Below are 14,112 nucleotides of genomic sequence, written 5' to 3'. Positions count from 1 at the left end.
GCGCCGGAAAGCAGCCGGGCCGCCGTGCGGCGCACTGAAGCGGCTTCGATTGCCGACATGCACGGCGGCGAAGCTGCCGCGCGTGTCGGAACGTGCCGGCCGCGGGTCGTTACGCGGCGGCCGGGCGGCGCGCGGCGCCGCGTTCGTGCACGAGCTCGCCGGCCGCGTAGGTGCGGTATACCGCGCGGTCGTCGCCGAGCAGCGCGAACGCGAACAGCAGTTCCTCGAGCGACTCCGCGCGCTTCGTACGGCGCGCGAGCAGCGGCGTCGCCTGCGGATCGAGCACGACGAAGTCGGCTTCGGTGCGCGGCTTGAGCGTGCCGACCGTGTCGGCGAGGTCGAGCGCCTGCGCGGCGCCGGCCGTCGCGAGCCAGAACATCCGCGTGGCGGTCAGGTGATGGCCCGACAGCCGCGCGACCTTGTGCGCCTCGTTCATCGTCTGCAGCATCGAGAACGACGTGCCGCCGCCGACGTCGGTCGCGAGCGTGACGGGCACGTCGTATTCGCCGGCCTTGTCGAAGTCGAACAGCCCGCTGCCGAGGAAGAAGTTCGACGTCGGGCAGTGCGCGACGACGGTGCGCGTCTCGGCCATCCGGCGGCGATCCTCGTCGTCGAGGTGGATGCAGTGACCGTACACCGCGCGCGGACGCAGCAGCCCGTAGCGGTCGTAGATGTCGAGATAGCTGCGATGGCCGGGGAACAGCTCGGCCACCCATTTCACCTCGTCGACGTTTTCCGCGACGTGGCTCTGCACGAACACGTCCGGATGGCGGCGCGCGAGTTCGCCGCACGCCTCGAGCTGCGCCTCGGTCGACGTCGGCGCGAAGCGCGGCGTGAGCGCGTACATCTGGCGGCCCTTGCCGTGCCAGCGGTCGATCAGCTCGGCGCTGTCGTCATAGCCCGACTGCGCGGTGTCGCGCAGGAATTCGGGGCAGTTGCGGTCCATCAGCACCTTGCCCGCGATCATCCGCAGGTCGCGCGCGTCGCTTGCGGCGAACAGTGCATCGGCCGATTGCTTGTGCACCGTGCAGTAGACGAGTGCGCTCGTCGTGCCGCACGCAAGCAGTTCGTCGACGAAGAAGTCGGCGACTTCACGCGCATGCTCGGGGTCGCCGAACTGGCGCTCGGTCGGGAACGTGTACTTGTCGAGCCACGGCAACAGGCCCGGCGCCGGCGACGCGATCATGTCCGTCTGCGGATAGTGGATGTGCGTGTCGATGAAGCCGGGCACGATCAGCTTGTCGCGCAGGTCGTGGACCACCGCATCGCGCGCGAGCGTCGCGGCGAGCGCCGCATACGGGCCGATCGCGACGACCTTGCCGTCGTCGACGATCAGGAGCCCGTCGGTCTCGTGGTTCGCGGCCTGGCTCGATTGCGCCGGGTCGCCGTTGAAGGTCAGCAGCTGGGAACGGAAAGCGGTTTGCGTCATGACGAATGGTCCTGCATCAAGGTAAGGCGAACAGAAGAAAGCGATCGGCGCAGCACGGCGGCGGGACGGTGCGTCGCGAGCGGCAGCGGCACGCGGCGTGCGGCGCGGCCGGCGGCGATGGCATGGGCGAACGTGGCGGCCGAAGCCGCCCGCAAGTGGTTGCCCGCGCACCTCGCGGCCGTTGCACCCGCATCCGGTGCGGCGGCGAACGGCACGGCAAGCCGCGACGGCCGGTGCGCACAAGCGCCGACACACGGCGCCGTCGCGCCGCATGCACGCAGCCCACCGGCCCGGGGCCAGGCCGGACCGGTGAGCGCGAAGCGGATGCCGTTGCCGTGTTTCATCTGTCTAGCGTTCCTCGATGCGGGCCGTCACGCGGCCTGCCAGTACGCGTCGAGGCGCGCGTACAGTGCGTCGCGCTGCGCCGGTTCGATGAACGACGCCTCGAAGCCGTTGCGGATCACCGCATGGACTTCGGCATCCGTGAGTTGCAGCCCTTCGGCCGTCGCGAAGTAGTTTTCATTGACGTAGCCGCCGAAATAGGCCGGATCGTCGGAGTTGATCGTCACCGCGACGCCGCGGTCGAGCAGCGCCTTCAGCGTGTGCTTCGCCATGTCGTCGAACACGCACAGCTTCAGGTTCGACAGCGGGCAGACGGTGAGCGCCGTGCGCGATCGGGCGAGGCGTTCGACGAGCGCGGCATCCTCGATGCTGCGCACGCCGTGGTCGATCCGGTCGACCTTCAGCACGTCGAGCGCTTCGTAGATGTAGGCGGGCGGGCCTTCCTCGCCCGCATGCGCGACGAGCTTCAGCCCGAGTGCACGGGCCTTTTCGAACACGCGCGCGAACTTCGTCGGCGGATGGCCGAGCTCGGACGAATCGAGGCCCACGCCGATCAGGCGATGACGATAGCGTTCGAACAGCGGCAACGCGGATTCGAACGTCGCGAGCGCATCCTCTTCCGACAGGTGGCGCAGGAAGCACAGGATCAGCTTGCTCGACAGCCCGCGTCGTTCGGCATCGGCGAGCGCGCGCTCGATGCCCGCGACGACCGTCTCGATCGGCACGCCGCGCTCGGTGTGCGTCTGCGGGTCGAAGAACAGTTCGGTGTGGACGACGTTGTCGGCGAGCGCGCGTTCGCAGTACGCGGCCGTCATGTCGTAGAAATCCTGCTCGGTGAGCAGCACGCTCGCGCCGGCGTAGTAGATGTCGAGGAACGATTGCAGGTCGGTGAACGCGTACGCGGCGCGCAGCGCATCGATCGAGTCGTAGGCGAGCTTCACGCCGTTGCGCTGCGCGAGCGCGAAGATCAGTTCGGGCTCGAGCGAGCCTTCGATGTGGATGTGCAGCTCCGCTTTCGGCGCGCGGGCAATCTTGTCCTTGAATGTCGGGGTCATGGCGTCGTTCTTGGTCGGTCAGTAGGTAGGGGAAGCCTGCGCGGACGCATTCGCCTCGACGGCCTGCAGCAACTGCGCGGCCACCGAGATCGCAATCACTTCGGGCGCCTTGTCGATGATGCCTTCGACACCGATCGGGCAGCGCATCCGCGCGACCTGGGCCGGGTCGATGCCGATCGCGGCGAGCCGGTGATCGAACTGCACGCGCTTCGTGTGCGAGCCGGTCATCCCGAAGTACGCATAGTCGCCGCGTCGCAGGATGCGCTCGGCCAGCACGAAATCGAGTGCATGGTCGTGCGTCATCACGACGAAGTAGGACTGCGGTGGCGCGGCGTCGACCGCGTCCGCCGGGGACGCAGCCGCGTCGATCACGAGGTTGCCGATACCGGCGAGCGCGTCGGCCGGCGGGAACACCGCATCGGGCCGGTCGATCCAGCGCACCTGGCACGGCAGCGTCGCCAGCACCTTCACGAGCGCGGTGCCGATGTGCCCGGCGCCGAACAGCACGACCGGGAACGCATACGGCGCGATCGTCTCGGTCATCAGCGATACGCCGCCGGTTTCCCACAGCAGGCAGTCGGCACGCGCGGCTTCCGATTCGGGCTCGCTCAACAGCGGCGCGCCCGGCGAGGGGCCGAATGATACGCTACGCACGGTCGCGGCGCCGGCCGCGACGCGCTTCGCGAGCGACATGATCCAGCCGAGATCGCCGACGTCGAGCCGCTCGAACGCGAGCACCACGGCGCCGCCGCAGCACTGGCCGAGACTCGGGCCGAGCGCGAGCCGCTCGAGCCGGCGGGCGTGCGGCACGTGCGCGCCGTCCTTCAGCAGGTGCCGCGCGATCTCGATCGCCTTCCATTCCAGATGACCGCCGCCGATCGTATGGCGGGCCGTGTCGCGCGTGACGAGCATCTTGGTGCCGGCTTCGCGCGGCGCGGAGCCGTCGGTGTGCGCGACCGTCACGAGCACGGCCGCTTCGCCGTGCGCGAGCAGTTGCTGCAGATCGCCGAGCCAGGCTTCCATCAGCACGCTCCGTTCGGGACGACGCGGCACGACACGCGGCGCGGGCTGGCGGGCGCGGCGGCAACGAGGACGGACGGGAGCGGGGCCGGCCGGCTGCAGGGCCGATGCCGTGCGGTGGCCGCGGACTGACGGCGTGCGCGTACGGCGCCGCCGGACGCGCGGACGCCATGAGGGTGACGGATGCGGATGGTTTGCGTTGTCATGATGAATCCAGTCGACATTGCGGATCGGGCGCGCGTTACGCAGGGAGCGGTGAGACCGCCTGGCCTCGCGCACGTAGATCGCCATCCAGTCCCGAAGATAGCATCGCCACGCGGCCGGAACATGGCCGGGCGGTGATCCGGGCTATCAGGAGGCGATCATGTCGATCATAGGCCCGCCGCGCGGGATCGGGGGACCGATGCATGCACATCGGGCCGAAACGCATGCGTGGCGGGGCGGGGGCGCGGCAATCGCGCGACACGCGCTCGCCCGGAAATCCAGGCGACGGCGGGGTAGGTGTTTACGCGCGGCGGCCGGGCAGGGCCGCCGGAGGCGTCGGCTGCAGCCGGGCGACGACTTGCCGGCGGCGCGCGGCCCGTTCGGCGGGGCCGCGCAGGCCATGGGCCAAAACGCGGCCGGCCGGTCAGCCCGCGAGCTTGCGGCGATGGCGCCAGAGGCTCGCGACGACCGCGACCAGGATCACGGCGAAGCCCATCAGCGCCCAGCCGGGCAGCAGGATGCCGAAGATCGGCGGGTAGACGGTCTCGCACAGCCCGGCGACCTTGAACATGCCGGGGAACCACTGCGCGGGCGGCAGGCTGTCGACGATCGGCTGCAGCGTGTCGAAGCCGCAGCTGAAGCCCGGATTCATCTGGATCGACAGGTGCCGTGCGGCCGTGCCGACACCGCCGGCCGCGGCGATCGCGATCAGCAGCTCGAGCACCCAGACGCCGCGCCAGTTGCGGATCCCGGCGGCCAGGAACGCGAAGATCCCGATCGCGCAGAAGAAGTAGCGCTGGATGATGCACAGCGGGCACGGGTCTTCGTTCTTCACGTACTGCAGGTACAGCGCGCCGGCCAGCAGGGCGATGCACACCCATCCGAGCAGCATCAGCAGGCGGCGTTCGCGGCGTAGTGCAAGCGTGTAGTCGTTCATGTCGGCGGGGTTCCTCGTCGGTCGGTCCGGAAAACAATCGCGCGATTTTAGCGCGAACGGTCTGGCACGAAACTGACAGCGCGCGTGCGGCACCCTGCCGCACCGCGCTCGGTCCGCCGACGATCGGCGGGCGCGGTCAGCGGATCGTGTTCAGCACGGCCTCGACCGACTGGCCGATCGCGAGCAGCGCGTCGTCGCGATGCGGCGCCGCCGCGAGCATCAGGCCGACCGGCGCCGCGTCGCGCGGATGGCACGGCAGCGACAGCCCGCACGCATCGAGGAAGTTGAACGCGCTCGGGTTGCGCAGGATCAGCGCGTTGGTGCGCGTGAACGCGTCGTCGTCCGTTTCGAGTTCGGCGATGCGCGGCGGCACGACCGGCACCGTCGGCGCGACGAGCGCGTCGAAGCGCGACCAGACCGTGTGCGCGGCTTCGTCGAGCATCGCGGCACGCGCGGCGAGCAGGTCGAGATAGTCGGCGGCGCTCGCGGGTTCGCCCTTCAGGATCCGCGTCAGCACGCGCGGGTCGTACTGGTCGCGATGCGTGGCGAGCAGCGGACGATGCCACGCGTACGCCTCGATCGGCGAGAAGCCGAAACGGTTGATCTCCGGCAGCCGGTCGAGCGCGGGGAAGCGCACGTCGGTGACGATCGCGCCGGCGGCTTCCAGATGCTTGAGCGCGGTGTCGAGCGCGGCCGCGACGTCGGCATCGACGCCGTCCGTCACGTAGTTCGTCAGCACGCCGAGCCGTACGCCTTCGAGCGGCCGGGCGGCCGGCACGTGCGGCTCGAGCCCCGCCAGCATCCGGTCGACGAGCGCGCAGCACGCGACCGTGAGGCCGATCGGGCCGAACGAGTCGAGCGTCGTCGACAGCGGCACGCCGCCTTGCGTCGGGATCCGGCTCGCGGTCGGCTTGAAGCCCGTGAGCCCGCACAGCGCGGCCGGGATGCGGATCGAGCCGCCGGTGTCGGTGCCGAGTGCGACGGCGGCCATCCCGTCGGCGACCGACGCGGCCGCCCCCGACGACGAGCCGCCCGAAATCCGCGCGTCGCCCGGCACGTCGCGGTGGTACGGCGAGCGCGGATTGCCGAAGTGCGGATTCAGCCCGAGCCCCGAGAACGCGAATTCGCTCATGTTGGTGCGGCCGACCAGCACCGCGCCCGCGCGCTTGAGCCGCGCGACGGCGACCGCATCGGTGCGCGCGGCCGGTGCGCCGTCGAGCACGCGCGAGCCCGCGCGCGTCACCTGGCCCGCGACGTCGAACAGGTCCTTGACCGATACCGGAATGCCCGCGAGCGGCGACAGCAGGGTGCCCGCGGCGCGCAGCCGGTCGTGGGCGTCGGCGGCCGCGCGGGCGTTGTCGGCATCGACTTCGGTGAAGACGACCGCGCCCTGGCCCGCCGGATCGGCGATCCGGTCGAGCGCGGTGTCGACGAGCGCGCGGCTCGTGGTCCGGCCGGCGGCGAGGTCGGCGGCGAGCTGGGCGAGCGGGGGGAACGGCGTGAAAGTGGTCATGGCGGCTCAGGGGCGAAGATGTTGGACAAGCGTGGAGCGGAACGAATCGATGTGGCTTTCGACGGCTGCGCGCGCACCGGCGGCGTCGCGGGCGGACAGCCGGTCGAACAGCGCGCGGTGCTCGTGCTGGACGTCGGCGAGATGGTGCGGTTCGGACAGCGTGACGAACCAGAAGCGCAGCGAGCGCTCGTGCAGCGCGCGCAGGATGTCGGCGAGCACCGCATTGCGCGCGGCCGCGGCGATCGTCTGGTGAAACGCGCGGTCGAGCTCCATCATGCCTTCGACGTCGTGCGTGTCGACGCAGGCCTGCCCGTCGTCGAGCAGCGCGGCCAGGTGCGCGAGATCGTCGGGTGTCGCATGGCGCGCGGCGAGTTCGGCGCAGTGCGCTTCGTTGATGCGCCGCACGTCGATCACCGCGACGATGTCGTCGAGCGACAGCGGCTGCACCATCAGGCCCTTGCGCGGCATCACGGACAGCAGCCCTTCGAGCACGAGCCGATGCACGGCCTGGTGCACCGGCGTGCGGCCGATCCCGGTGCGCGCGACGAGGTCGGCTTCGTTGAGCGCGGCGCCCGGCTTCAGGCGCATCGTGATGATGTCCCGCTGGATCAGCGCGTACGCGCGGTCGGCAAGGCTGGCCGGCGATGCGGCGGGGCGGTCGCGTGCGACGTCGATCAGCGTACTCATGCGGGCGGCGGCAGCGGGGCCGGAGGGGGCGCGATCATGACGCGGAGGCTCGGAAAGCGTGGACGATCTCTGGATATTATTGTGATATATCACGGATGTCCACTGGGGAAGATATCGGGCAAGCCGGTGCCGGCGCGTGAGCGGAACCGCCCCGCGGCACGACTTGCCACCGACTTGCAACAATATCGACAGGATGTTGCAGGTTTGCCGCGCGATCGTGCACTGAAGCATAATGAATCTTCGTCAATCCATACGCGCGAGCGACGTACCAGACCATCGTCATGAGCGAAACCACGCCTTCCCCGGCCGGTCTGCCCGGCACCTCTTCCGCTTCTTCCGATTCCCCCCGTCCCGATCCGGCGAAAACGCCCGATGCGCCGGCCACGCAGGCCGCCGCGCACAACGTCGCCGACGACGGCGCGTCGCCCGTCACGGCCGCATCCGAACCGGGCGCGCCCGGTGCGGCAGGCGCCGTAGGCGATGGCGCTGCCGCAGCCGCGCCGCCGAAGCCCGGCGCGCCGCCGCCCGGATTCGGCGCGCAGCCCGATTTCGACACGCCGCGGCCGCCGCCCGCGAACGCGCAGAATGCGCCGCCGGCCTACCTGAAGCAGAGCGACACGCCGTGGTCGGTGTTCGGCCGGATCGTCGCGGCGCGCGCGCGGCGGCTGTTCGACCGCGCCGGCCAGCGCATCACGCAGCGCACGCTGCGCATCGGCGTGTCGGCGCGGATCTTCCATCCGGAGCCGGGCGCGAAGGGGCTGCGCGGCAAGACGCTGCAGTATCTCGAGGAATCGATCGCTCACTGGGTGATGTCGCGCGACGTGCTCGTGTTCATGATTCCGACCGTCGGCCATCAAGGCATGATCCATCCGAGCAACATCCGCCTGCGCGATTACGCGAAGCATCTCGACGGCCTGCTGCTGCAAGGCGGCGCCGACGTGTCGCCGCAGACCTACGCGGCGTCGGATGCGCGTCCCGAATGGCCCGGCGATCGCGTGCGCGACATGTACGAGCTCGAGTTGCTGCACGAATTCGTCGAGTCCGGCAAACCCGTGCTCGGCGTGTGTCGCGGCTGCCAGCTGATCAACGTCGCGTTCGGCGGCTCGTTGTACCAGGACATCGCCACCGACGTGCCGACCGCGAATGCGCACGTGAGCGAGCATTACGACCAGCATCGTCACGCGATCCGCTTCCCCGACTCGTCGACGCTCGCGAGCATGTTCCCGGGACGCAGCGAAGCGATCGTCAACTCGATTCACCACCAGGCGATCCGCGATCTCGGCCGCGATCTGAACATCGAGGCCGTATCGGCCGGCGATGGAATCATCGAAGGCATTCGCCATCGGCGCTCGCCGTTCGTCGTCGGCGTGCAGTGGCATCCGGAGTTCCATCGCGCGGGCGGCTCGGAACTGCTCGATTGCACGCCGCTGCTCGATGCGTTCCTGCGCGCGGCGCGTGAAACGCGTCTGTAGCACGCCGCATTTTCCGTGTTGCACGAAGGCCGGCCGCATCCCGATAAATTCGAGATGCGGCCGTTTCGTTTTGAACGATAATCGCGAGTTCCGATTCGTTCGCCGGAGTCTGACGTTGGTTTTCCGAAACTTTTCCCCTGCACGATGCGCAACGTGGATCGTTGCGCTGGTTGCCTGCGCGCAAGCGGGCGCGGCCTGGTCCGCCGACGCGAGCGCACCTGTTGCCGGCACGCGTCCGGCGGTCACGAGCCTGAGCGGCGGCGCGTCATCGGCGGCATCGGGCGCGGTCGCGATGGACGCCGCCGCGCAAGGCAACGTCGCCGAGCTGACGCAGATGCTGCACGACGGCCGGATTGTCGAGATGCGCACCACGTACAACGGCAGCTACGGCGCGAGCCTGATGTTCGATCCGCGCGAGATGACGTATTACGTCGCGCTGTTCCAGGACAAGAACCTGTGGCGCGTGATCCGTTCGCAGGAAAAGAATCGCGCGGAGACGGTGTACGCGAACTTCGTGCAGCAGACCGCGCAGCTCGCCGATATCGAGATCCGCCGGACCGAGTTGCAGGCGCAGAAGGCATTTCTCGAGCGCGTGATCGCGCTGCAGGCGAATCGTGCGCAACAGTTGCAGGCCGATCTGAGCGTCGCGCGCAGCCAGCAGGCCGAAGTCGCGCAGCGGCAGAAGTCGGCGCAGGAGCAGGCGCAGGCGCTGCAGGTCGAGAAGCGGGCTGCGCAGTTGCAGTTGCGCGATCTGCAGGAGCAGGTGCGGCAACTCGAGAGACAGACCGAGACGGGGCTGCCCGCGCACAAGTAACGGTTCGTCGAACGGACGGAGCGAGACGAGCGAAAGCCCGGCGAAGCGATCTTCGCCGGGTTTTTTATTGCGCGGGCGTCAGTGCGTGAACGCGTCCGGCGTGTCGGTCACGCGGCGGTGCGACAGTTGCGACGTCCAGTCGAAACCGGCCGCGCTCGGGTGTGCCGGGCGGGCCGGCTGCGTGGCGCGCAGCGCGTTCGCCATTGCGATCAACGTGGCCGGATCGTCGAGCGAGCCGCGTGCATCGCGCGTGTTGGCGATGCGCGGCGGTGGAGCGAGTCGATCGCGTGTGCCGGTGCTGGCCGCGTCGCGCAGGATCGGCGGATGCGCAGCGAGCCGCGGCACGACCGGTGTGCGGGTCGGTGACTTCGTTGTGCGCAGGCCGGTTGCTCGACGTGGTGAAGCAGGCGTGACGTGCCGCACGTCGGCCGTCGCTTGCGGGTGAAGCGTTGCCGGTCGAAGCGCGACGCGGTGCCTGGCTGGCGGTGATTCGACCGTGTGCGCGACGGGCGTCGCCATCTTGTGCTGCGGCATGACGCGCGTCGATGTATCCGGCTGTGCCGAGGCGACACGTATCGAGCCGGTCGATGTCGTGACGTGATCGGACGTACGGCCGGTCGCTTGAATCGCATGCACGGGCCCGAAACCCGCCGGCGGGTCGTACGTGCCGATCAGCCAGCCGATGATGCCGAGCGCGCCGATGCTCCAGCAGACCGCGTACATCGCGCGCCGGTCGCGAGGGCGGCGCGCGGGATGGCGCAACCGCCGGGCGGGGGCCGCAGCCGGCGCGACAGCCCGCCCGCCCGAAGCCGGCAGCGCGGCCGCCGGTAGCGGTTGCCACCGGCATGTGCGGTGCGGCCGGCCGACATCGACGCAGGACGTCGTCAGGGTCGCGAGGCCGTGCTTGCCGGGCCGTGCGCCGGGTGCGCCGAGAAACCGCCATTCGCGGCCGAACGGCGGGACGTGATCGAGCGGATTGACGCGCGGGCGGGCGAGCGCGCCTTCGATCGGGACGAGGGGCGATGGGGTCATGAAAGGGGTACACCGTGCGATACGGGCAACCGTGCCGGCGCGCCGCGGAAATGTCGTTGCAAATCGTGACATTGTGGTCAGCCGGCGAAGGCAGGTCGATCAGATCAATCTGATTCTTGTGCCCGTTTGAGGGCGACTGGTACGAGGTGGGTGCCGCGACAGCCGGGACGGGCGCGCCACAAGGCAAATGTCGGCCTGGCGTGGCATGATTCGCGAATCATGCCGGCGGCGCGTCGTTACGCGCCGTGCCGTCGGCGGGCAGCGATGCCCGTGCGCGCGGGTCAACCCGGCGCGTCGCGCATCGCCGGATTCATGCGGCGCGGTATTCGCGCCATCCGAGCTGAGCGAGAAAACATGTCCACAGCGTCCCCTGCCATCGCGCAGGAATCGAAAGTCCGCACCGTCTTCCGGGTCGTCAGCGGCAATTTCCTGGAAATGTACGACTTCATGGTCTACGGGTATTACGCGTCGGCTATCGCGAAAACGTACTTTCCGAGCGGCAACGCCTTTGCATCGCTGATGCTGTCGCTGTCGGTATTCGGCGCGGGTTTCCTGATGCGGCCGGTCGGCGCGATCGTGCTCGGCGCGTACATCGACCATCACGGTCGCCGCAAGGGGCTGATCCTGACGCTCGGGCTGATGGCGATCGGCACGCTCACGGTGGCCGCGATACCGGGCTATGCGACGATCGGCGTGCTCGCGCCGGTGCTCGTGCTGCTCGGCCGGCTGTTGCAGGGCTTTTCGGCGGGCGTCGAGCTCGGCGGCGTGTCGGTCTACCTGTCGGAAATCGCGACGAAGGGGCACAAGGGGTTCTATACGTCGTGGCAGTCGGGCAGCCAGCAGGTGGCCGTCGTGTTCGCCGCGTTCGTCGGTGTCGTGCTGAACCGCGCGCTGCCGGTCGAGGAAATGACCGCGTGGGGCTGGCGCATTCCGTTCCTGATCGGCTGCCTGATCGTGCCGTTCCTGTTCCTGATCCGCCGGTCGCTGAAGGAGACCGACGAATTCCTGGCGAAGCGTCACCGTCCGACGATGGGCGAGATCATGCGCTCGATGCTCGACAACTGGGGCGTCGTGGTGGCCGGCATGGGGATGGTGATCATGACGACGGTGTCGTTCTACATGATTACCGCCTATACGCCGACCTTCGGCAAGGAAGTGCTGCACCTGTCGTCGCTCGATGCGCTGATCGTGACCGTCTGCGTCGGGATCTCGAACCTCGTGTGGCTGCCGCTGTCCGGTGCGTTGTCCGACCGCATCGGCCGCCGCCCGGTGCTGATCGCGTTCACCGTGCTGACGCTGCTGTCGGCTTACCCGGCCGTGCTGTGGCTCGTCGGCGATCCGTCGTTCCTGCGGCTGCTCGCGGTCGAGCTGTGGCTGTCGTTCCTGTACGCGTCGTACAACGGGGCGATGGTCGTCGCGTTGACCGAAGTGATGCCGGCCGACGTGCGTACGGCCGGCTTTTCGCTCGCGTACAGCCTGGCCACGACGATCGGCGGCTTCACACCGGCGATCTCGACGCTGCTGATCCACCAGACGGGCAACAAGGCGGCGCCGGGGCTGTGGTTGAGCGTGGCCGCGATCTGCGGCTTGATCGCGACGCTCGTGCTGTACCGCACGGCCGACGCGCGCAACCAGTACAAGTCGGTCTGACGGCGGCAGGGCTAGCGCGCGGCGTCGGCCGCGCATCACATCGAAACAGGGAGCGCGATGCGCTCCCTGTTTCGTTTGCGGTCATGCTTCGCGCAGCAGGTCGGCCACCGCGGCCGCCACGTCGCGCCACGCGCCCGGTGCAGGCTGGCGCGCGATCCTGGCCCGCGGATACCACGGGCAGTCGTCGCCGGTGAACCAGCGCCAGTCGGCTGCGAACGGCAACATGACCCACAGTGGCTTGCCGAGCGCGCCCGCGAGGTGCGCGACCGCCGTGTCGATCGTGACGACGCCGTCGAGGCGCTCGATCAGCGCGGCCGTATCGGCAAAGTCGTTCAGCCGGCCGTCGAGACGATGCACGCGCGGATGCGCGTCGACGCGCGTCCGTTCGTCGTCGTCGAGCGCGGGCTGCAGCACGATCCAGTCGATGTCCGGCAGCGCGAGCAGCGGCGCGAGCGCGTCGAACGGCATCGAGCGGTTTTCCTGCGCCTGGCGGCGTCCCGACCAGGCCAGGCCGAACTTGCGCTTCGACTGCCCGCCGAGCGAGCCGCGAAAGCGCCGGCGGGCGCCGTCGGGGGCGTCGAGGTAGCGCGAGCCGGCGATGTCGTCCGGCTGAAGCCCGAGCAGGAACGGCAGGCTCATCAGCGTGCAGGCGACGTCCGCGGCAGGCGGCTTCGCGGCGCCCTGCGCGACGAGCGTCACGCGCCAGCGCGACGCAGCCGGCGCCAGCAGCGCGACGAGCTCCGGCTGGACTTCGAGGACGACGCGCGCGCAGCGTGCGCGGACCAGCGGCACGAAGCGGACGAACTGCAGTGTGTCGCCGAACCCCTGTTCCGCGCGGATCAGCAGCGTGCGCGACGCAATCGGCTCGCCCTGCCAGCGCGGCAGCGTGCCGAGCGGCGTCGCGCCGGGCGTCTCGTGGCGCGCTTCGTAGGCGGGCAGGCCGCGCGTGAAGTCGCGCAGCGTCAGCAGCGTGACCGCGCGGTGCAGCCGCGCGAGCGTGAGATCGGGCGCGACGCGCAGCGCCTGGTCGTATGCGCGCAGCGCCATCTCGTGCGCGCAGAGCGCGTGATGCGCGTTGCCGAGATTCAGCCACGCGAGCCCGAACGACGGATCGAGCCCGACGGCGCGTTCGTAGTAGGGCAGCGCGTCGCGGTGGCGCGCCTGCGCGCAGAGCGCATTCGCAAGCCCGAACAGCGCGAGCGGAAACGGCGGATGCAGCGCGAGCGCGGCTTCGAATGCCGCGGCCGCCTCGGCATGCCGGCCGACCGCATCGAACGTATTGCCGAGATTGAAATGCGCGGCGACGAACCGCGGCTGCGCGGCGATCGCGGCCTGGAAGTGTGCGATCGCATCGTCGGCGCGCCCCATCGCGTTCAGCGCCATCGCGAGGTTGTTGTGCGCGCCCGCGTGCCCGGGCCGGAGCTCGAGCGCGCGACCGAACGCGGCGAGCGCGTCGTCGTGGCGGCCGAGCGCGTTCAGCGCGTTGCCGAGATTGTTGTGGATCGACGCGTCGTCGGGCGTGAGCCGCAGCGCGCGGCGGAAGGCGTCGATCGCATCGTCGTGGCGCTGCAGCGCCGCATACGCGTTGCCGAGGTTGTAGTGCGCGAGCGGAAATTCGGGCGCGAGCGTCAGCGCGTTGCGAAAGCGGTCGATCGCTTCGTCGAGCCGGCCGAGCGCTTTCAGCGCGTTGCCGAGATTGAGCTGCAGCGCCGCATCGTCCGGACGCAGCGCGACGGCGCGGCCGACGAGATCGGCCGCCTCGGCGTGCTGGCCCTGCTGGTGCCGCAGCACGCCGAACAGGTGCAGCGCGTCGGCGTCAGCGGGGTTGGAGGCGAGCGCGTTGCGATAGCCGTGCTCGGCCTCGGCGAGGCGGCCCGCACGGTGTGCGGCGTATGCCTGGTCGAATGCGGAATCCATGACGCGAAAACTGGCGGAAAGCGCGTATTTTCCCACACCG

Annotated in this window: 12 protein-coding genes; 3 read left to right on the top strand and 9 right to left on the bottom strand. The window is 69.7% G+C overall.

Annotated elements, in window-relative coordinates; all coding sequences use genetic code 11:
- Nucleotides 1-109: 109 nt before the first annotated feature.
- The 7 genes from guaD to H0X91_RS11075 all read right to left on the bottom strand — a co-directional run bounded on the left by guaD (nucleotide 110) and on the right by H0X91_RS11075 (nucleotide 7,187).
- A complete protein-coding gene (gene guaD / locus H0X91_RS11105; RefSeq protein ID WP_196433038.1) occupies nucleotides 110-1,429 on the bottom strand; it encodes a guanine deaminase in 1,320 nt (439 codons plus the stop codon).
- A complete protein-coding gene (locus H0X91_RS11100) occupies nucleotides 1,426-1,773 on the bottom strand; it encodes a hypothetical protein (RefSeq protein WP_080403529.1) in 348 nt (115 codons plus the stop codon). Before H0X91_RS11100 ends, guaD begins: the two co-directional genes overlap by 4 nt.
- A gap of 27 nt (nucleotides 1,774-1,800) precedes the next feature.
- Nucleotides 1,801-2,826 carry an adenosine deaminase gene (locus H0X91_RS11095; RefSeq protein WP_006482041.1) on the bottom strand — a complete coding sequence of 342 codons (1,026 nt, stop codon included), beginning with the start codon at nucleotides 2,824-2,826 and terminating at the stop codon, nucleotides 1,801-1,803.
- Nucleotides 2,827-2,844: 18 nt separating this feature from the next.
- On the bottom strand, nucleotides 2,845-3,849 hold the full coding sequence (xdhC, locus tag H0X91_RS11090; protein WP_196433037.1) for a xanthine dehydrogenase accessory protein XdhC: 1,005 nt from the start codon (nucleotides 3,847-3,849) through the stop codon (nucleotides 2,845-2,847).
- Between the two features lie 625 nt (nucleotides 3,850-4,474).
- On the bottom strand, nucleotides 4,475-4,987 hold the full coding sequence (locus tag H0X91_RS11085; RefSeq protein ID WP_196433036.1) for a disulfide bond formation protein B: 513 nt from the start codon (nucleotides 4,985-4,987) through the stop codon (nucleotides 4,475-4,477).
- Nucleotides 4,988-5,123: 136 nt separating this feature from the next.
- On the bottom strand, nucleotides 5,124-6,500 hold the full coding sequence (locus tag H0X91_RS11080; protein WP_124633229.1) for an amidase: 1,377 nt from the start codon (nucleotides 6,498-6,500) through the stop codon (nucleotides 5,124-5,126).
- A gap of 6 nt (nucleotides 6,501-6,506) precedes the next feature.
- Nucleotides 6,507-7,187 carry a GntR family transcriptional regulator gene (locus H0X91_RS11075; RefSeq protein WP_196433035.1) on the bottom strand — a complete coding sequence of 227 codons (681 nt, stop codon included), beginning with the start codon at nucleotides 7,185-7,187 and terminating at the stop codon, nucleotides 6,507-6,509.
- A 281-nt stretch (nucleotides 7,188-7,468) separates the two neighbouring features.
- Here H0X91_RS11075 and H0X91_RS11070 point away from each other — a divergent pair, with 281 nt between their 5' ends.
- The gene (locus H0X91_RS11070) at nucleotides 7,469-8,659 is read left to right on the top strand and encodes a gamma-glutamyl-gamma-aminobutyrate hydrolase (protein WP_006496556.1); all 1,191 of its coding nucleotides are present in this window, start codon (nucleotides 7,469-7,471) and stop codon (nucleotides 8,657-8,659) included.
- Nucleotides 8,660-8,774: 115 nt separating this feature from the next.
- A complete protein-coding gene (locus tag H0X91_RS11065; RefSeq protein ID WP_084750673.1) occupies nucleotides 8,775-9,473 on the top strand; it encodes a DUF2968 domain-containing protein in 699 nt (232 codons plus the stop codon).
- A 78-nt stretch (nucleotides 9,474-9,551) separates the two neighbouring features.
- On the opposite strand, the gene H0X91_RS11060 is transcribed toward H0X91_RS11065, so the two are convergent.
- Nucleotides 9,552-10,505, bottom strand: coding sequence for a hypothetical protein (locus H0X91_RS11060; RefSeq protein ID WP_172843422.1), 954 nt, complete (start codon nucleotides 10,503-10,505; stop codon nucleotides 9,552-9,554).
- A 354-nt stretch (nucleotides 10,506-10,859) separates the two neighbouring features.
- On the opposite strand from H0X91_RS11060, the gene H0X91_RS11055 reads away from it, so the two are divergent.
- Entirely contained in the window at nucleotides 10,860-12,155 is a 1,296-nt protein-coding gene (locus H0X91_RS11055; RefSeq protein WP_006496552.1) for an MFS transporter, read from the top strand.
- 81 nt (nucleotides 12,156-12,236) lie between these two features.
- On the opposite strand, the gene H0X91_RS11050 is transcribed toward H0X91_RS11055, so the two are convergent.
- Nucleotides 12,237-14,072: a tetratricopeptide repeat protein gene (locus H0X91_RS11050; protein WP_408733128.1), complete on the bottom strand. Its 1,836-nt coding sequence runs from the start codon at nucleotides 14,070-14,072 to the stop codon at nucleotides 12,237-12,239.
- Between the last annotated feature and the right edge of the window lie 40 nt (nucleotides 14,073-14,112).

The sequence above is a fragment of the Burkholderia sp. 9777_1386 genome (assembly GCF_015712265.1).
GTDB classification, from domain to species: Bacteria; Pseudomonadota; Gammaproteobacteria; order Burkholderiales; family Burkholderiaceae; genus Burkholderia; species Burkholderia cenocepacia.
The sequence above is the reverse complement of the archived record's forward strand: the minus strand, read 5'-3'. Positions and strand labels throughout refer to the sequence as shown.